The 21,220-nt window shown below is 40.3% G+C and carries 8 protein-coding genes; 3 read left to right on the forward strand and 5 right to left on the reverse strand.

Features of this window, described 5'->3' with window-relative positions:
* The first annotated feature begins 182 nt into the window (after nt 1-182).
* Nucleotides 183-3,119, forward strand: a complete 2,937-nt coding sequence (locus B9L23_RS17915; RefSeq protein ID WP_089098135.1) for an SH3 domain-containing protein — start codon at nt 183-185, stop codon at nt 3,117-3,119.
* 271 nt (nt 3,120-3,390) lie between these two features.
* Here B9L23_RS17915 and B9L23_RS17920 read toward each other — a convergent pair whose 3' ends face one another.
* Complete coding sequence (locus B9L23_RS17920; RefSeq protein WP_089098136.1) at nt 3,391-5,670, reverse strand: S-layer homology domain-containing protein; 2,280 nt, start codon at nt 5,668-5,670, stop codon at nt 3,391-3,393.
* A gap of 319 nt (nt 5,671-5,989) precedes the next feature.
* Here B9L23_RS17920 and B9L23_RS17925 point away from each other — a divergent pair, with 319 nt between their 5' ends.
* Nucleotides 5,990-7,201, forward strand: a complete 1,212-nt coding sequence (locus tag B9L23_RS17925; protein ID WP_062679023.1) for a polysaccharide deacetylase family protein — start codon at nt 5,990-5,992, stop codon at nt 7,199-7,201.
* Between the two features lie 246 nt (nt 7,202-7,447).
* The gene (locus B9L23_RS17930; RefSeq protein ID WP_089098137.1) at nt 7,448-9,178 is read left to right on the forward strand and encodes a DUF6020 family protein; all 1,731 of its coding nucleotides are present in this window, start codon (nt 7,448-7,450) and stop codon (nt 9,176-9,178) included.
* A gap of 139 nt (nt 9,179-9,317) precedes the next feature.
* Here the strand turns inward: B9L23_RS17930 and B9L23_RS17935 are convergent, their stop codons facing one another.
* From B9L23_RS17935 to B9L23_RS17950, 4 genes are all read right to left on the reverse strand, one after another.
* Nucleotides 9,318-15,464, reverse strand: a complete 6,147-nt coding sequence (locus B9L23_RS17935) for an S-layer homology domain-containing protein (RefSeq protein WP_089098138.1) — start codon at nt 15,462-15,464, stop codon at nt 9,318-9,320.
* 185 nt (nt 15,465-15,649) lie between these two features.
* Entirely contained in the window at nt 15,650-16,720 is a 1,071-nt protein-coding gene (locus tag B9L23_RS17940) for an S-layer homology domain-containing protein (protein ID WP_245842454.1), read from the reverse strand.
* Between the two features lie 588 nt (nt 16,721-17,308).
* Nucleotides 17,309-18,640 (reverse strand): trypsin-like peptidase domain-containing protein, encoded by a 1,332-nt coding sequence (locus B9L23_RS17945; protein ID WP_089098140.1) that lies wholly within the window; start codon nt 18,638-18,640, stop codon nt 17,309-17,311.
* Nucleotides 18,641-19,478: 838 nt separating this feature from the next.
* A complete protein-coding gene (locus tag B9L23_RS17950) occupies nt 19,479-20,678 on the reverse strand; it encodes a polysaccharide deacetylase family protein (RefSeq protein WP_141103876.1) in 1,200 nt (399 codons plus the stop codon).
* Between the last annotated feature and the right edge of the window lie 542 nt (nt 20,679-21,220).

A 21,220-nucleotide genomic window follows, 5' to 3' on the forward strand; every position in this document is an offset into this window, starting at 1 on the left:
TTCATTCATTATAGCTTAACAAAATTTAGGGAACAACCGGTTCTCTTTTTTCGACATAAGACGCCAAACATCTCGCTATCTATTTTTTAGTGTTATCGAACTATGTAAGCTTATTGGGAAAAATGATATAATTTGTTATGTCTACCATACTATAATTTTTGAAAGAGGTGTTTAGAACGTAAATGAGAGCACAGACAAGAAGATTCGCAGCTTTGTTGTCGATCCTGTTTTTGCTAGTTTCCTATGCCATTTCTCCGGTATATGCCGTCAGCACGTCAGCAAACACCGGTGAGGAAGCGAATACGTACGTTCAAGTAACAAGCGAATCAGCGCCAGTCAAACAACCGGAAACGAATCAGCCGGTTGGGGAATTAGCGAAGGGAACCATCTTGCAAGCTGTAAAACTCGAAAACAACCGTGTTTACATTCAGTGGGGAACCGAGCTTGCCTATCTTGATGGTGCTGATGTGCAAAATGCCGTTCTTTCCGAACCACTAACAAGCTATACATACGAAGAAAAAGCGCAATCCACATATGTGCTAGTCAAAGAAAAAGCAGCCATTTACACACAAAACGGTGAATTAATCGGATATTTAATGCCAGAACAACAATATCCGATTTCTCAGGAGCTTGATGACGCGTTTGAAATGATTATCGGAAACCAGCTCGCATACATAAACAAATCTCCGTTTGTTTCTGTAATAGAGCCAAACGATAACACGGCTTCCGATTCCGAGGAAACAAAAAATACAAGTGCCGCGCCGGCAAACAGCACAGAAACAAGCCAGCCAATAACGGAAACAAAACAGCTAGAAACGACAACAAATACAACAAAGGTCAATAGTACAGACGCAAATCAAACGGCAACTAGCGCCTCCATCGCATCAACAAACCAAACAACAACTGCTCAATTTACAGCGAGCACGAAATATTTTCAAGTTGTCGACGATCAAGTAGCGGTCTATGATAATAGCACCGGAAAACTTGTTCAAGTCGGCACGCTCGAAAAAGGTCAAGAGTTTCCTAGAATACGAGATTACGGAAATTGGCACGAAATTCAGTTTGGAACAGGGGTTGCGTATGTTTGGAAAGGGGCAACGGAACCATCGAACGGAAACAGCCCGATGAAAACAGGCAGCAACGCGGGAGGAAGCACAGTATTTACTGCTACGATTGATTTGCCTGTATATGACAATTCAACCGGTGCGCTTATTCATATCGCTACAATTAAAAAGGGCCAAACCTATCCTGTTATCCGCAAATTCGGAGAAAATTGGTACGAAATTTTAATAGCTGGAAGAATCGGTTACGTCCATAAAAACGGTGTACAAATCACCTTCAAACCTACTGACCGTTACTTCCGTGTCACCGTCGATCAAGCAGCGGTCTATGATAATAGCACCGGAAAGCTCGTTCAAGTCGGCACGCTCGAAAAAGGTCAAGAGTTCCCGAGAATACGAGACTACGGAAATTGGCATGAAATTAAATTTGGAAAAGGAGTTGCGTACGTTTGGAAAGGAGCAACGGAGCCTTCCAGCGGTTCTTCGATCCGAAACGCCAATTCTGCCTCTCCGAATGGTGTGACTTTTACAACCATTGCTGATGCGTCTGTATATGATAATTCATCGGGAACACTAGTGAAATTCGCTGCCATTAAAAAAGGCGTCAGCTATCCGGTCGTTAAAGAATTAGGAAATTGGTATGGCATCGACGTATCGGGACGGATTGGCTACGTCCATAAAAGCGCGGTAAAACTTCCATTCAAAAGTACAGACCGATATTTCGAAGTGCTGCAAGACCGCCTTCCTGTCTATGATAACAGCACAGGAAAACTAATCGTCGTAGCTTACTTGGACAAAGGTCAAGTATTTCCGCGCCTGCGCGATTTCGGCAACTGGCACGAAATCAAATATGGAAAAGGGGTCGCATATGTTTGGAAAGCATCGACAAGGCCGCCATTTTCGATTCAACTAAAAAATGAAAATAAAGGCCTCCAGCCAACAGACCAATACTTTCTAGCAGTATCCGACATACCTGTTTACGAAGATCCGAATAACACAAAAACAAGGTTCGCGATCATCAAACAAGGGGAAAGCTATCCAATCATTCGCGAAGAAAACAGTTCGGTCGTGATCGACATCGGCGGACGAATCGGTTACGTATGGAAAGACGCGATTCATATTGGTCCGATTATTCGTTACACATCCTATAATTTAACACTAGATGACATGTTAGAAATTCAAATGCAAAAAAAACCGCAAACCGACTTATACCGAAACAGTCCGTCCTACGTACATTCCGCTTATGTAAAAGTCGATAAACCGGGTACGTTTCCAACGGTCGGAACGGTTACAGCCACTGCGTTAAACGTCCGGGAAGGAACAAGTACATCCCATTGGATCGTAGGGACGTTAAAAGCCGGCGACATCGTGCAAGTGGTCAACAAGGTGGGAGATTGGTATGAAATTAAGTTTGGCCCTTGGAAAAACGCAAAGCCGGAAGATGTCAAAGCCTATCTCGATCCTAGCCGATTCAGCCGCGACAGCAAAGAATACTTTCAGTTTCTTGTTCTATCAGAAAGTGCAGGCGTCCCATTAAACGAGTTAAATGACAAAATTTTAGCCGGCAAAGGCATCCTTGCCGGAAAAGGACAGGCATTTATTGAAGCCGGACAAAAATATCGTATTAACGAAATTTATCTTATTTCACATGCCCTTCTTGAAACAGGAAACGGCACTTCCCAATTAGCAAACGGCGTGCTGGTCAGTGAAGTGGACGGCAAACCGGTTGAACCGAAAGTAGTTTATAACATGTACGGACTGAACGCTTATGATAGCTGTCCAGTCCGTTGCGGAGCTGAATACGCTTATAAGAAAGGCTGGTTCACTCCAGAAGCAGCGATTATCGGCGGAGCCGAGGAAATCGCCAATCGATATATTAACAATCCAACCTATAAGCAGGATACGCTATACAAAATGAGATGGAATCCAGCCAACCCAGGAGTACATCAATACGCAACCGACATTGGCTGGGCGGTCAAACAAGTACGCAACATTAGTGCGCTGTACGACTTGCTTGACCGATATACGCTCATTTTTGACGTGCCGATTTACAAATAAACAGTGAAACGCTCCAAATGCAATTCTTTGGAGCGTTTCATTTTTTATTAATATCATGATATATCACCCACAAAACAAACTAGGAAATACCTTGATTATATGGAAATATATTTTTCGACAAGAAACAATTACTTATAGACATATTTTGTCGAATTTTGTAGAATAAAGTCGCGGTAAGATTTTGTTTGGTAAGCCAGTTGCTTTGCATAAGCACTGGCCCCTTTTTTATTTTTCCTTAAAAAACCTCTCAGGGCTCCTGAGAGGTTTTTCTTCACAGACCACTACCGACAGCCTGATTAAAAATCTGGATAGATTGAACGTTTAATCCATTGGAATACGGCGTTTCAGTCGTTAACAAAACTACTTTCCCGTTTGAGACAAAGATATTCTGAACAGTACCTGAAACAATCCATTCCTTTACTTCTTCAAATGTTTGGTTGTACATTCTCACTGTATGATCTTTTGCTGTATAAAATACGTTTGCTGTCCGATCAAAAGCGATGGCTGTAAACGGTTGAATCGTTGCCGCATAAGTCATATTCGTGCTTTGCAAAGGAGTAGCATAAAATACCGTTCCTGCATGGTTAAATAAATATTTTCCATCGCTAGAGATGGTCATATCCTTAGCAAGTTCATAGTCCCCATGATACGGCGAATCATAATAGACCGTAAACTTGCCATCCGAAACAAAAAATACTTCCATATCTCTAGGAGAAAGATCTGTACCGATTGCATAAATTCTCGTTTTGTCCGGACTCATTTCCAAAAAGCTTGCCTGCCGAATCGATGTAGAGTCCACTTCTTGATAAGTGGTGCGGTCATAGCTTTTTAACAACGTCCATTGCCCAGAGCCTGATGAAATATAAATATAGCGGTCATCCGCCACTATATCATACGGATCGATGGCAACGTCAAATACTTTCTTTAATGTAAACGTGTTTGCATCAATGATGGCTATCGCCCCTTGCTGGTCTTCCTCCGACCAATAAGAACTATGCTTTCCTTTTAACAACGTAATATATAGTTCATTATTAGCAAAGTATAACCGTTCAGCAGGCAGCGGCAACGGCAATGTTTTTACTTGTCTTGTTTCATAATTGACTTCAACAACATTTCCAAATACATCAAGCCCATACAAAATCGGCAACGATGGATGAAAAACCGATGTCACTAAATTTTGCTCTAACACAAATTTCGTCGTTTCCACAGTAGGAGCCGGCGGCTGTTCGCCAGGATCCTTCTCTTCATTCGGTATTTCCCCCTCTTCCGGTATTTCCTCTTCTCCATCATCAATAACCGGTAGCTCTTCAATAGAAAGAACCGGAAGCTGATAAAATGGAACACCAATATATGGTTGAAGAACATCTTTAATATGGTCCACCGCCAATGCAAAGTTGAGATTTCCTATTTCAAAGCCAAAAGAAACCAATCCGACAACGTAACCATACATATTTAATAGTGGTCCGCCTGAGTTGCCAAAGGTGACTGGCGCTGTAAATTGAATATAATCCGCTTCCCATCCTTCTTCTTCAAAATGACGAATCCCGCTGACAATACCGATAGAAACGGAGTTATAAAATCCTAGTGGGCTTCCGATGGCAACGATATCATCCCCCTCTTCCACCATTGATTTAGAACCGAGGCGTAATTGCTTAATCGGCAATAAATCGTATGGCTTTAAAATCGCGATATCATTATCTAAATCGTAATCCACAACTCCTTCTAGTTCATAAATATCTCCCGTATGCGTTTCCACCTCAAAATATGATCCGCCATTAATAACATGATAGTTAGTAACAATCAATCCGTTTGTTGTGACAAACCCGCTTCCTTGAGAAATAAGCTCTTCATTTTCATCATACACATCAATCATTACAACGCTTTCCTTTTTCGCGATAATTTCCTTTCGGCTAAACGGCGTCAAAACAGGTGGCTTAAACTCATCATTGATATACCTTGCCAAAAACGCCGCAAAATGCATGCGCTGAATCGAATCATTTGGACGAAAACTGCCATCAGGGTAACCGGTTGTAATTCCGTTCGCTGCTAATGCTTGCACATATTCATATGCCCAATTTCCTGGTTTTACATCGGTAAAGTCTTTGTTCCATTTTCCTACAAGACGAAACGCATTCGCAAAAATCTTTGCCATTTGTCCCCGTGTCAGCCGTCCATACGGATCAAACGAACCATTTTCTTTTCCGCTGACAATGCCGAGTTCCACGGCGGTAGCGACTTCCCGATACCCATAATCCCCTTTCTTCACATCCGTAAACTGGACAGAAGAATCTTCAACAAGATCGATGCCTAGCGCGCGCAAAATGAGCTGCACCGCTTGTATCCGCTTTACAGAATCATTCGGACGGAAAGTTCCATCCGGATACCCTCGAATCACACCTAATCTTGATAAATAAGTAATCTCTTTTTCATATTGTTTCACATCACGGAACGAAACGCTTTCCGCCGCGGCTGTTTCCGCAACTGGAAACACGAAAAATGGAAACAGCAGGACGGCAGCCAGCACAAGGGATATAAAGCGTCGAGTTCTCAAAAACTATTCTCCTTTCTTAATAATAAAATTGTTATTATAACCATATTTTAATAGAGCAGAAGAAAAAAGTATCTATTAATTTTGATGGAAATTAAATACATTTCTTGACAATCTTCCATTTCCAAATTTATGCTTTATTATGAATTTTGTAATGCGACTAATTATGTCTTCTGTTGGCAGGCGAAACGATCGATCGAGTTCTTTCCGCTACCTAGGGCATTTTCTATGACCGAAATGCCCTATTTGTGCTGGGCTTTTTTATACACTAGCACTGGGGTGAATAGTTACGCGACTAAAGACCAAAAAAGGGGGGGCAATAATGCGTAAAAAACATTATTGTATATTAGCGATGAGCTTCATGTTTTCTATTTTTTTAGTTCTATTAACCTACAAGCCTGTGTTTGCCGCTTCTGTCAAAGTGATCAGCGCCACAAACGACAAAGCAGTCTTCCATCGAAAGGTGAACGGAAAATTCGAACGAGTCGGCCGGCTTTATAAAGATCAATTATTCCGCGCTACGAAAATAAATAATAATTGGTATACCATTCAGCTCGGAAACAATTCATACTACTTATACAAACAGCACGTCAAAGAAGTCCGAGCTTCCTTGCCGGCTTTGAATGGCTCGACAAAGCCAAAAAAGATCGTTTACCCAAAAACAGACGTACCAGTTTATAAAACTAAAACATTGGATGAGCCAATCGGCACTGTATATAAAAACATGCCTTTGCCTGTCCAGCAGATAGAAGGCCCTTGGTATCAAATAATGTTCGCCGGACGCTTAGCCTATGTCCATCAAAATAACGTAGCCGGCCTCGCAACGGAAGTGCCGGTTATTGTGTACCACCATCTGCTAAAAGAAAAAGAAAACGTGAAGTTCAAAAACGAAAAAACAGTTGTCAGCTATGAACAATTCTCGGCACAAATGAAACTTCTGAGCGATCATGGCTATCATACGATTACCTTGCCAGAACTCGAGCAATTCTTGCGCGGAAAACGAAGCTTGCCCGCAAAAAGCATTATGATCCATTTCGATGACGGATTAAAAACGAACTATATTTATGCCTATCCGGTGCTAAAACAATATCATTTTCATGCCGTTGCGTTTCTCATCACTAGCCGAAATACCTCGGCTGTTCAGCCGTTCCGCCCGGATATCCTTCAATTCCTCAGCTGGCCGGAAATCGATCAGATGCGTGACGTATTTGAATTCGCGAGCCACACTCACGCACTTCATAACCGAGGAACGGATGGAATCGGGAATTTGATGAAAGAACCGCGTGCAACCGTAAAGGCCGACCTTCTGCAAAGCCGAAAGCTTCTCAACGGAACGACGTACTTCGCTTATCCATTCGGCCAATACAAACAAGAAACGATTAATATTTTGAAAGAAACAGGCTTCACCATGGCATTTACGACAAAAGTTGGAACGGTAAAACCAGGCGACGATCCGTATCAGTTAAACCGCCACGGTATCGGTCCCGATACGACATTAGAGGAGTTTAAACATATCATCCGCCTCGTCGAATAAAAATAGAGAAAGAGAGAGGACCAATTCGGCGACGCCCTCCTTTTCTGCCTCTTTCTTTCCACTTCCTTATTATTATGTTATGCTTGTCTATAGAATTTTTTCACGCCACGCGTATTTATTATATTGGATTCTTATCCACTCATCTGTCTGAAAAATGAACAGATGTCGCGCCTTTCTTCAATTGCCATCAGCAGATAGCTTACATAATAATGCTAATGCTTTATGAAAAAGGAGAGTGCGAATGCCATGTTAAAAAATGGGATTTTCAGCGTCATCGCGGCGCTGATCAGCACGATGTGTACTATTTTGTTTTTTTCTCCCATTCATCGGGACATTTTTGCGGAAGGGGTTTTCTTATTTTTCCTTCTATTTGCCGCTTATTATATAGTGCTTCAAAACAAAGCGCGCCTTTTATCCCTTTCTCGATCAAAACAATGGATATCGTATCTGTTTATGCTATTATTTCCGCTGTTGGCCGTTATCAGCATGAAAGGTGAACAAACGCATCTGCAGCACTCGTCGCTGTTTATAAAGTCACTTATTTATATCGGAACTTATGTTAGTACATCGATCATTGTGCTATTTATTGCTTCATTGATTCTATCCATCAAACCTAACCGTCCTAATCCGGACAAAAAGCGGGTGCTCATCTTTGTTTACGCTTTGCCTTCGCTTATCGTTTGGCCGTTTTATCTCATTGCCTTTTTCCCTGGAGCAATGACAGCAGATTCTATATTTCAGTGGGAACAAGCCCATACTGGAAAATTCAATGACTGGCATCCGGTCATGTACACCTTTTTTATTATGATGGTAACGGCATTATGGGACTCTCCGGCCGCGATTGGTATCGCGCAAATCATCATTATTTCGGTTGTTATTGGCTATTGTCTATTTGAATTGGAAAAAGCAGGGGCGCCGAAATGGGCGGTTTGGACCGTTTCCATTTTATTTGCCGTCAATCCGGTCAACGGCATTTATTCCATCACGGTCTGGAAAGACATTTTATACAGCACGTTTATTTTGCTGTTTACTACACTGATATGCAAACTGATCATGACAAATGGAAACTGGTTGAATAGCTTTCCATCTTTTCTCTTTTTTACAATGGCGGCATTGGGAGTTGTCTTTTTTCGGCATAACGGATTTGTTGTCTGTTTGGCGTCGTTGATCATATTGTTCGCGGTGTTTCGTCATCTATGGAAACGGTGGCTCCTTGTCATTTCACTTGTGGTCGTCATTCATTACGCCGTAACGGGACCTTTATTTACTTATTTGAACGTTACGCCATCCGATCCAAACGAAGCGCTAAGCATTCCAACCCAACAAATCGCTCGCGTTATCGCGTATAATGGGGAAATGACCGAACAACAAGCCGAATATATCAATAAAATCATGTCATTAGACTTATGGAAAAAATTCTACAATCCTTACGTGACCGATCCAATTAAATTTTCCGGCTACTATAATAAGCGAGCGATTTTTCCAAATCATCTTTCCACCTATTTACGGACATGGTGGGAAATTTGCCTGCAAAATCCTCGACTCGTTATCGAGGCGATGATGAAGCAAACTTCCCTCGTCTGGCAAATGAACGAGCCGAACGACGGATACACGTCCATGTTCGTTACCAACGTTTTTTACGGGAACAAATTTGGTTTAAAAAATGAAGTGATTTCTCAGCCAATAACCAATATGGTAGGTACATACTTAAAATGGTCCGAAACAACGGGCAAACCGTTTCTTTGGCGTCCGGCAGTATATATGTTCTCTATTCTGTTGTTTACGTTTATCGCCTTTTTGCGGAACGATCGAAAAGCTTGGCTTTTGCCAATCGCCGTGCTGCTCAACGCGGGAACGGTATTTATCGCCCTGCCGGCGCAAGATTTTCGCTACTTATATTCCAATTCACTCGTCTTCTTTATCGCGTTTTTATTCGCGTTTATTTCATATCGTAAAACGCCGAACCAAACAGAGTAAACTAGCACAATACTCGCATGCGTAAGAAATTCGAAGAACAAAGAGAACTTGATGAAACCAAAAGGAGAGTATCGGCACGGAACGATACTCTCCTTTTTAAAATGATCTACAACACATTTCGGCTAACAGCAGTACGCCATTAGTTCATATAGTCAACAAATACTAAGAAGCGGTTTAAAATAGCCGCGATATGAGAACGGTTCGCAGGTTCCCGTGGAGCAAATTCACCTGTCTTGCGCCCTTGCATAATGCCAGCCTGCAACAATAGTTCCACATCATCCCGAGCCCAAGTCCCTATTGCATGAAAGTCTTTATAGTTTTTGATGGATTTTCCTGTATCTAGTTTTTGTTTGTTATATCCAATATATTGCATTGCACGGGATATCATTGCGGCAGCCTGTTCACGGGTAACCGATTCATAAGGCGCAAAACGTCCATCTCCTTTTCCTTTAATGATTCCTGCTTCGACTGCAGCCATTAGTTCTTCCGCAAACCATTCGTCTCCCTTCACATCGTTGAATCGTCCATCATATTTTTTCGATGCTGCTAGGCCAAGACTGCGAGTCAACAAAACAGCTAAATGAATTCGCTTCGTATCCTCTAAAGGTCCATACGTACCGTCTTTGCGGCCTTGAATAATAAATTTAGACGCCAGCTTTTCCACATCCTCTCGGTTCCAAAGACCTTTAATATCGGAGAATGTTTGGTAATGCTCTACGATCGTATATTTACTGTTTGTCATGCTTCTAAAAACAGCTTCATTTCCATTAAAGTAAGTAGGTAAAGCAGCAAAGCTTCCATCTTCATTCAATCTTATGACGGTCGCCCGATTCACATTTACTTTGTTTTCGAACTTAATGGAACGTTTAATTGGTTGCGTAAATCGATTGAGCTCAATTTCTTTCCGGCCAGCTGAAACAAGCACAGTAAAATCAATAACATTGGATACTGCCGTTAATCGGTGCTTTTGTAACACACCTTCTTTATCAGAAATTTTATTGATCCGAATCGCAATTTGCATCTGATCTACAGATGTGTTCAGCTGTTTAGCCAAATTGGAAAGATTAAGCTCTTTTATAGGCAAGCTGTATGTGCCATTTCCTGTCTCGACCTGAATGACGGATTGTTGATTTTTCTTATTTAGAAGTTCAATAATATCGGATGACAATTTCACTTCTGTAAATTCTTTGCTTTTTTCTGAATGTAACATAATGGTTAATATATTAAATGTTGCTTTCTTAGAAATTAAATCTTCTATTGCTGACTTTGCAATTGTTGAAGTGATTTTTTTCCTTCCATCTTGCATTGTTTCTTCTGTTATGGACATTGAATTCTCTGGCAAAATTACCTCTCCATCCATAGGCGGTCTTTGTCCGTTCGAATTCTTATCATCGGAAGGAGGCGGATTATTTCCATTATGATTTCTATCATCGGATGGAGGCGGATTACTTCCATTATTATTATTTCCGCTTCCTGGACGAGGCATCTGCTTCGCTGTTGTAAAAGTCCAAATAGGAGAACGAGTCTTTCCTTTAAAATCATCCGTAACCGTTACATACCATCCGTATTCTTTTTCTGCCGATAAATTTTTCCACTCCACCTCAGCCGTTTCATTGTCTTTTACTTTCGCCGCTTCACCAATTTTTTGATTTGTAAACACATTGACTTCGAATTTGTCAGTTGCGACCACTTTTTCTTGAGGTTTCAAGTTCATATCCATGACAAATTCGTCTTTTCCAGGGTATGTTGCACTGTCATAATAATTGTATTTATTTAAATACGGAGAATATGTTTTTACATAAATTTTGTTTTCGATCGGATTTACGTGAAGCAGCCGCATGAATCCTTGCCCGCCTTCTGGCCCGCCTTGATAATCGGCGAGTATTTGATATACTTTGCGGTCTGGTTTACCATCTTTGTCATTGTCAATTTCGCTGATTAATGTCTCGCTGTCATGATAATGTCCACAAAGCACCGCAATGACGTTTTTGTTTGGAACAACCACTTTTTCATAAATTTTATCGCCGATCGGGCTTCGGTTCCCTGACACAAGCAAATATTCATGGAAGTTTAAAATCGCCATTCGGTCAGGATACTTCGCAAGCACTTCATTGATCCAAGCAATATCTTCATCATTCACTCCCCAACCCATGTAAATCATGATGAAGTCATTTCCATTTACACTGATCAGGTCGTAATGTCCGCGGTTATTTTTATATGATTCTCCATAATAATCTTTTCCTTTAAAACGCTCTTCCCCAAAATATTTGCTGTATTGGTTATAATCACCTGTTTTATGGCCGACATCATGGTTGCCAGCCAACACGCCGTATGGAATGTTGCGCTGGTCAAGTACGCTCATCGCTTCATTCGCGTTCTTCCATTGCATCTCGTCTTCCGCTTCATCGACTATGTCACCCGTATGAAAGACATATTGAATATTTAATTCTTGTTGTTTTTCCGCGATCCATTCTGTCATTCGCTTAAAGATATGCGGATAGCTCTCCGAATAATATTGCGTATCAGACATCCAAACAAACGTGTAATCAAATTGGGTGGTCGATGCAATTTCATCCTGCACCATCACTTGAACCGTTTGGTCTTTCACATAATCAGGACCTTTCACAGTTCCCTGCAGTGTAAAATTTTTATCGTTTTCGGCTACTTTCCAATGTAATGCCTCCCATTTGTTTGCAGCGTAGTTCCAAGCATACATCGTTACTTTTCGGCCTAAGAGAGACTTTCCTTCCCAAGTGAATTGAATTTCATCATCTGCATCGATTTCTTTATCTAATTTCACTTGGAAACGTTGATACGGAAACTGTGTGGTTGATTTCGTGATGACATATTGGGAATCTGCTTTTTCTAATTTTTTTAGATCCTCACCTGTGATGATCGTTTCCCCTTGCGGAACCATCTCTTTCGGCGGTTCGCGATCAACATAATTTTGGTAAATCGATAACTCTTTTTCCCCCGGTTGGTATTGATATCCTTTGAAGAAAGCAACGTGCAAATCATCTTTTGTAGGATCCGAAACTTTTACCTTTAATTTTGGCGATGTCGATACATTTTCTTCTTGATGTTTCGGCGAAATGACTTCAGGACTGAAAGGATGCTCCTCCACAGTCGAAAATGTCACCGTTTTGGACGCAGCGTTTCCGACATGGTCAACCGCTTTTACAATTAACATATGTTCCCCTTTCGATAGTTCCGCGGATGACGTCGCAAACGGCAAATCAATCGGTTTTCCGTCTAAAGTCGCTTCCACTTTGCTTACTCCCGCGATTTCATCCTTCGTCTCTGCATCAATCGTAAATTCTCCTTTATATTCTTTTCCCTCTTCCACCGAAGGAGTAATCATTGGTGCGCTATTGTCGACTTTCACATTCGCCGTTGCCGTGTTTTGTCCATCAGTGGCTTGGATGACGTGCGTTCCTTCCGTTTCTTTCGTTGTATCCCACACATACGCTTTGGCATTGTACTTTTCCTCAGGAATCGTAAACGTAAAATCAACCGTTTTCTGTGATGACGCTCCATCCCCTACCGAAATTTCCTTTTGAGGATCTGCATAGTTGGGATCGTAAAGAACCGTGCCGTCTTTCAATACTAATCTGGCATTTTTAATGTAAAAATCATCACGGTTTTCTTCTGATTCTTGATCAAATGGAGATACTTTCGTGCCTGAACGAACAGAAATCGTCGTTCCTTTCCCTTTCTCAAAGTACTTTGGATCAATTGGGACCGTTAACGTCACATATTGATTAATCGTATCATCAAAGATGAGTAATACATCATCTCTGATCGTGATTCCATTTTTAAAATAAAGATTTGTTTTCTTCACCTCTACCGCGAAATAGGCTTGGTCTTCCAGCGCTGGCTTTGTTTCGGCGGTGACATCTTTTGAATCAATTCGGATCGTTGTCTTCGATATGTCATTGGAACTAGCTTTAATGATGGCGGTTTGATTCAAAATCGTTTCATCTGTTACGTTTAGCCTGATTCCTTGTGGCTTTTCTTCCTGAATAATAGATATTTGTTGTTTTTCCGTTGCAATGTCATTCGTTCCATCGGAAATGACTAAATAATATTCGATAAACGCCTTTCCGATTAGCTCCGGAGAGTAAATCGTATAATGATATAAATTGTCGTTAAAGTCTTGAAGCAAATCTACCGATTTATATTTTTTCGCTTGATTGTCTTTATAAAAAAGACGGACCGTTTTGACTTGTTGATTATCTTGTGCGTCAAACAATAGCTGGATATTTTCATATTCGGATACTTGCTTTTGCGTTGTTAAATCTTCGAATGTCGGCTTTTCATTGTCTTCTGGAATGACAACAGGTTGATTAGGCACTTGTATCGGTGCTACTTGCCCCGGTGTTGCACGTTCTTTAGCGCTGCTATATTTTTTCATATTGCGAGAGCCGTCTCTTGGAAACGTGTAGAAAATTCCTTTATCCGGTGCTGTATCCTTTACATTTAGTTCGTCATTATAATATGCAGCGACAACATCATGACCAGTATTTGTCGCGATCGTAATGCCGTTATGGTTCGTATTGGACATGCCATTTGAATAAATCTTTACAATGCTTTTATTTTCCACTAATTTAGTTCCATAATGTGCATTAAAATCATCGACCGTTTTATCCTTATTTCCCTTATTGATAATCCAAAATACCATTGTTTGTCCTGCTGGCAAGATGATATCTTCTTTTTCCGGTTTCCATATTAAATCCGCCTCAGGACCATCCATTGGATATCTATAGTGAATCTTATAATCTTTTAAGTTAATATCTTTGGAAGAATTATTGTAAATCTCGATAAATTCGTAGCCGTCCACTCCATTGACATTCGTTGAGTCTGGAACAAGCTCTGTAATTAATAATGGCGGCAATTTTTGCGCATCAAACGATCCGCTGTCAATGGTAATTTTTTGTTCTTCCGTTTCCACTTTTTGTGTTCCGTCAAATGCTTCAATTTTATAAAACACTTCATTGGTGAAAATACTTTCTTTTGGGATAATCGCGGAATACGTATTTGTTTCTGCATTGCTTAGCTCCATCGGAATGGACTTATATTCGCCATTTTCTTGAAAACGGTAGGATAAGACGACACTAACTACTTCTTCGTTATCCGTCACCTTCGCTTCAATCTTAATATCTTCTTGCCATTTTCCTTTCGTTACCGGCGTATGCATAATAACAGGCGGATGCGTATCATGACTTACTTGAACCGACTCAGCAGGCACTTGTCCCTTAATAATTTTCCCTGGATTTGCGGGGTTGCTTAAGCCGATATTTACGAGTTGCTTTTGACCATTTGCTACCTTATACTGAATACCCTTGTTTTCTACCACATCTTCTTTTCCATAACGTGCGAAGGAAATTTCGTTATTGAATTTATCCGCAATAATAATCGTTCTTTCTGCTGTGTTTGCCATGCCAGCTGAGTGAATCGTAGTCATTCTGTCTTCGCTGACTTCGGATTTATAAATATTGTTGAAATCGGCAATGGTTTTATCTTCATTGGAACCGTTTTTAATCCATGCAACAAATGAAGACTGAGCTGGAATCGTTTTATTGTCGTCAAATTTCCAAATGACATCTTGTTTATTCTCAGACGCGGGATAGCGGTAAATAATTTGATAGTCTTGCAGGGAGATAGGCTGATTGCTGTTATTGTAAATCTCGATAAACTCGTATCCATCGCTGCCTCCTACGTTCGTTGAATCAGGAACGATCTCCGTAATAATCAATTTTGGGTTTTTCTGCGGGTCATCGTTTCCTTCCTCTTGTACTGTTACTTGCACAGGTTCTTCCTTGTTATCTGGGTAGTAGGTTGTTTGTTCTCCGTCTTTTGCTTCTATGTAATAAGACAGCTTCGTTCCCACATACTCAGCGGCGGAAATGGCGCCTGAATATTCATTATTATTTTCTTTTGTTAAAGTCTTTGCCTTCCACTCCAAATCAGGGGAAGTTTGATAAAAAAGCGTAACAGTCGTATTTTCGCTGCCATTTTCCACTTTCACACGGATCGCTAAATCTTGTTGATTGCTGATGGTCGTAACAGGAGTATGTATAAGCTGTAAGTTCGTCGTATTGCTTGTTGTATTCGGTGTAGTAGGTTGCGTTTGCTGGGATGGTGTTTCTTCGGGATCCTTTGGCGGAGATTCTGCGGTTTCTGTGGACTGTACTGCCATAACAGATAGAGAAGAAGGGGCGAAAACGCTAAAAAAAGTAAAACAAATGAGCATCATCCTAATCAACGTGAATCGAAAAAGACGCATTTCTACTTACCTCCATCTAAACATGATATTTTTACAATTATTTTTCTTTTTCGACAATTGATTATATAGTTATAAATTTAAAAAGGTATTGATAGTATGTTAAATTTAGGTAAATAGTCGAATATAATCGATTCGAACCGCACAAAAAAAGAACCAAAGCCTTTAAGGCTTGGTTCCTCCTCACATCAGTTTAGGCTAAACCAAAGCTCATCATCCCATTCCCGCTGCCACACAATGAGAGGGGTATCATTCGTATTCACTAAGAAAGCCACCCATCCTTCCACTTCCCCGCCTTTATACAAATTTGCGGACAGTCTTGGCTCTGGCTCAACGACAAAAGGAATATCATAAACTACTCCGTTCTTGCTCACTGCTTCAAATGCTGCTGAATTTAAATCGTAAGAAGAAAATGTTTTTCCAGTAAACTCAAGCAAATGGAACCGGAACTTCGCAAGGATATATTTTTTCCCTACTGGCGGCTCTTCATTAAACATATTCGCATCTTGAATCATCTGCCATGCTTGTTCACCATCAGTAATGACATCGGTTAACTCTATCTCGTATTTATGGCGGCCATATAGAAAATTATCGGTTTCCACAACCAAAGGCTCACCGAGTTTTGCCGGATTTTCTTTCGAATTGACAGGCACTCTAAACGAAGGCTCTAAAACACGGGCAAAAAACACGCTAAAATGCGCTCTTGTAACCGTATTGTTTGGCTTAAATGTTCCATCCTGATAAATTTTCGTAATGCCATTTGCCGCCAGCGCACTAACATAAGGATAAAGATCTTTTGAAACATCGATAATTGGCTTATGATATGTTCCTTTCAAGCCGTATGCTTTCACTAACGCCATCGCCATATCGGCTCTAGAAAGCGCTTCATGTGGCCGAAACGTTTGTCCTTTCGGAAAAATCCCTTCATCCACAACCGCAGCGATCGCATTATATGCTTCTTTATCTAAATTTTTTATATCTTTAAATCCAGGATTAGGACGATTGGAAGTATCTAAACCTAATGCCCTCGTAATCATAATTGCAGCTTGGACGCGCTTCACCGGCTGATTAGGTTGGAATGTCCCATTGGGAAACCCTTTAATAATCCCCTTGCTGCTCAAAAACTCAATTTCCGATTTTGCCCAAAAATCATTCGGGACATCTTTAAATTTTGATTTTGCTTCTGTCATTGCTGCAGGAAGCAACAGAAAACTGAACAATAAAAAGACCGACAAGCAACTATACAATTTTTTCATCATCGATCCTCTTCCCCCCATTTTTGCCAACAAATTTATTCAATCATTGAATTTATTAACAGTAGTAAATCCCCCATACTAAAACTTTATTTCTTTCAAACTAGTTTCTTCGACGCATAGTTCAATCTATAACCAAGATTTTGGCAACTATACAGAGATCCAGGTAAAAAATTCGACCAAATCATTTTTTAGGATGCGCTTTCAAACAAAGAAGTGACAAACATCTACTATGTTGAGAAATCAAGTTGAATTTATACACCTCCTCTGATGTCATTTATTTCCTAATGTCATTGTAATACTTGCATTTTTTGTATTTCAATGACTAATCTTTCGACAAAAATCGGGCAATGCTAATAAACCTCCGAAAAGTTCATGAAAAAAATGAGCATATAGATGATTCGAACCGATGCTCCAGTAGCTAAGTTTTTGTTTGCAAACTACTCCAATATATTACAAGTTCCTTGGAGAATTTCCTCTCCAAGGAACAGCTTCGATACGACGCTGAACACAACTTTTGAAAAATGGTAAACCACATGATACTCTATATAAAAGCAACATAGCATAATAGTCTCTCGTCTCAGAAAAGCGCAGTTAATTCGTCGATTGGTCCGTTGGCGGATTCTCCGTTAATTGATCTTCCGCTGACGGATCTATCGTTTCTTCACCAGACTCACCTTCGTAACTGTCGCCCCCATTTATTTCATAGCCCTCTGCCGGTTGTTCTCCATCAGGCGATTCTTCTTCCAGATTCGCCCCTTCCTCTGCCGGCACATCGTTAATTTCTTCCTCATTCAAGCTTTCATCTTCGGAAACATCGCTCTCATCGACGGAATCGCCAACCTCCCCGTTTTCTTCCGTTACGCTGCTTTCATCATAGTTTTCATATTCGCTTTCCGTTTCGGACTGTTGTTCATCATAATTCCAAACATCATACGAATCATATTCTTCGCTGTAATCGCCGCCCTCGAAATATCCTTCGCCCTCGAGGTTCCGGTAAAAATACGCTCCTTCGCTGTTAAAAAACATTGCATAAATCTCATCTTCGGCAAGAGGGGAGGAAATCCACTTCTGTATAAGGTCATATATTTTAAAAATTGGGATACTAAAACCGATATTTGCCTCTGTTGCGTGGCGCGCCGAATTAATCGCCAACACTTTTCCTGTTTTTCGTTCAATCAACGGCCCGCCGCTGCTTCCCGGCGCAATCGGGGCAGAGATTTGGTAAATGCCTTCATATATATGCGGCTCGATAACGAAATTGCGGTCTACGCCACTAATAAACCCAAACGTCGCCGTATTTTCCAATCCCATTGGACTTCCGAGCGTAATTACTTCTTCGCCCACCCACGCTTTTCTTTTTGTTTCCAACAGAAGCGGATTTTTATTTTTTAGCGCGGGAACGCGGATAACGGCAACATCGATTTCATTGCTGTAACCAATCACTTTTCCTTGATATTCTTCTCCATTTTTATCACGAACAATGACGTCAATCGACCCTTCGACCACATGCGCGTTCGTTAGTACATCTCCTTGCTTGTTGATTAAGAAGCCTGATCCTTGTGAATAGTCAGTATAAATGGTAAATACTTTTTCTTGCGCTTCTGCGATGATTTCCGTTACGTCTTTATTCGTATTCGCCGCTGTTGCTTTCGCGGCAGGCACGGTCTGGCTTTTCACTTTTTCCAAGTGCGCTTTCCCTTCCTGTTTTGTTTGCTCGATTGGTTTGCTGGCGACTTCCTCCGTTTTTTTCTCATAATGCCGCCATTGATTGACAAATGCTGTCCAAATACTAACACAAACGACAAACATCAATATAGCCGTCATCACTAATAGTTTATTAGACCGAGGCCGCACAGAAGCGCCGCAATTGCCGCAAAATTTTGCTCCAGGCTCCGTTTTGCTTCCACACTTAACGCAATACACGTGAAAAAACCCCCATTTTTTATCTTTTATTCCTTTTCTATCATACTAGTAAAATATACCTATTTCAACAAAATATTTGATTTTCTGCCATAAACAAATATGTCCAATGCTATTTTATCTAGGCTAAAATCCCTATTACTCATATCTAGGATGGCAGCCATCCTAAAATATGAGAACTTCTTCTTTTAGTAATAACCAACCATCTGAAACCACCATAAAATTGATCTTGATACGACAATTAGAACAATGCTTCATGCATCTGTTATTGACGACATGACACACACATCGACTTCTTAAAAGTTGAATGTACGAAAAGACGAAAAAGGAACCAGGGATTAAATCGCCTGATTCCTTTTGGCCGCCCGCAAATGATGCTTTCCATTCTACATACACAGCTTACTAAATTGTATAAATGTCCTCTTTCACTCAATAAAGTTAAGTCCATATAATTGTGTAAAAAGGAAATAGAAAAAGAGCCATGTTACTTCCCCTTTGGTAGAACGAACAATGGACAAAACAATGGCTCCATACCATATTACCCTAAATGATAAACTTTTGTACGGGGTATTGACTAAAGATGGGGATTACCTAAGCTGCTGGAACAAGTCTTAAAATCCAATCCTCGAGATGCAAGTAGAAGAACAGCTAGGTCTCGCCGTTATGAAAATAGCGGTTGTTTGAATGCTTTCTTGACGAACAAGACGTCTAACAATGCCAATGAATGTTCGAGCGTTAGCCAATTTTCACAAAAACCTACGGCGGAAACGGTGCAGAGGAATGCTCTCCATGGAAACGGGAAATTCTCATTCTGGATGTGCCAATGAAGTGAGCACCCCTGTTAGTTTTGAACCATTTTCGCAAAGTCCTTCAGCGTATATTCCGGGTATACACCTAACCGTTTTATCTCCAGCAAAGGATCTCCTATGTGCACTTTCCCCTCTTTTGTCGTCACCGCCAGTTTAAAATCCAGTTCGTTTAATATTCGAATAATACTAGAGTTATATTGACCGAATGGATAGGCAAAATACCGGGCGCCTAATATGTCTTTACTCCGTTTAATGTCTTCTTTTACCACATTGTAAGGCTTAATAAGAACATCGCTCTTCCTTCCAGTTAAATTATGCAAACGATGTGTATGGGATCCAAAAGTAAATACATCGCTCATTGCGGTCATTTCAGATCGGCTCAAAAACTGCAAGCTATCTGGATTGAACTTTTGTGGTTCTTTCGGTATTCTACTCGTTATGATAAAATTGACCGCTTTGAATCCATACTTTTTTAATTTTGGATAAGCATATATGAAACTTGTTTTCAACCCATCATCAAAGGTAATGACGACCGCTTTGGCAGGAATATTTGCCTTTCCCCGCACATACTGTTCTAAACGTTGCAATGTAATCGTTTCATATCCGTTTTCTTTTAACCAATCCATTTGCTCATTAAATTGACTATCTGAAATTGTCGTTGATACATTACGATAGTTTTTGTTTTCGGATTTTTTCAAAATATGATGGTACATTAATACAGGAACTCCATGGTCCCAACTAGCCTTTGAATGATGGACGTATCCAATCCGACCACCAACATCAATTTGATACCAATTTCTAAGTTTACGAATGATTGGATAACGCATATTCCCTTTAATCGTAACAAACGGAATCAACTTTCCTGTACTATTATCATAGATTCGCTGATTCTCCATTAATAAAATCGTGTTGTTTGAATTCTTTAAATTGCTTGTATTCTCTCCCCTAATCGCTTTCGCCTTAAACGATTCGACATTACCTTTATAAACATAGGCATAACTATTACCGAATTTAATTTGCCACCAGTTTTTTCCTTGATCTTTATAAACTTTTAACATATCTCCTTTTTCCATATAACCGACTTCTACCAATGAACCGGTGCTGTTATCAAATAGTGGAACGTGATTTTTAGTGGCTTTAATATATGTATTAAGCTTGTCAGCTTTAACGAGATGATTGGAAACACTTAAAAAAGAAATGAACAGTAAAAAAGCAAACAGAACTGATCTCATATATTACCATTCCCTCTTCTTCTATATTTTGTATTTATTATAATATTACAACTTATAAAAGATTTTGAGGGCTATATATTAAATTAAGAGTTACGATGAGTTTTCAACAAATTCCGATAACCGCAAAAATCTCAGTGCTGCAGACTTCGGACTTGCTGCTTATTATTAGAGGCAGCGGTAAAGATAAAGCGCAAAATCTCCTCTTGTTACCTTAAATACGAAATTTCCTGTATGGTAAAGGTGACCAAACCATCAACCATGGGGAAAGTTCGCATGCAATCTCAGTTTATTAAAGATTTGATCGCTTCCATACTTCCTTATCCAGGGAGAACGTTTGATTTTTGCACTGTTTCTCCCTTCTCATGCCAAATTCGTCCCACTTGCTTCAGACATACAACCAAAATATCATCGAAACGGTCTAATGTAAAAATGACCCGTATTTGATTTAAATATACAAACAGATTCCAATGCGACCCGAGCGATTTTTTAAATTTTTTGTCTCCATTTTACTCTTTCAAAAAATAACGGATTCTAATACTAAA

The sequence above is a fragment of the Parageobacillus galactosidasius genome (assembly GCF_002217735.1).
Lineage (GTDB): Bacteria > Bacillota > Bacilli > Bacillales > Anoxybacillaceae > Parageobacillus_B > Parageobacillus_B toebii.

Coding starts and splice junctions, on each gene's coding strand:
- B9L23_RS17915 (WP_089098135.1), top strand. CDS start 183: ATGAGAGCACAGACAAGAAGATTCGCAGCTTTGTTGTCGATCCTGTTT.
- B9L23_RS17925 (WP_062679023.1), top strand. CDS start 5,990: ATGCGTAAAAAACATTATTGTATATTAGCGATGAGCTTCATGTTTTCT.
- B9L23_RS17930 (WP_089098137.1), top strand. CDS start 7,448: ATGTTAAAAAATGGGATTTTCAGCGTCATCGCGGCGCTGATCAGCACG.
- B9L23_RS17935 (WP_089098138.1), bottom strand. CDS start 15,464: ATGCGTCTTTTTCGATTCACGTTGATTAGGATGATGCTCATTTGTTTT.
- B9L23_RS17940 (WP_245842454.1), bottom strand. CDS start 16,720: ATGATGAAAAAATTGTATAGTTGCTTGTCGGTCTTTTTATTGTTCAGT.
- B9L23_RS17950 (WP_141103876.1), bottom strand. CDS start 20,678: ATGAGATCAGTTCTGTTTGCTTTTTTACTGTTCATTTCTTTTTTAAGT.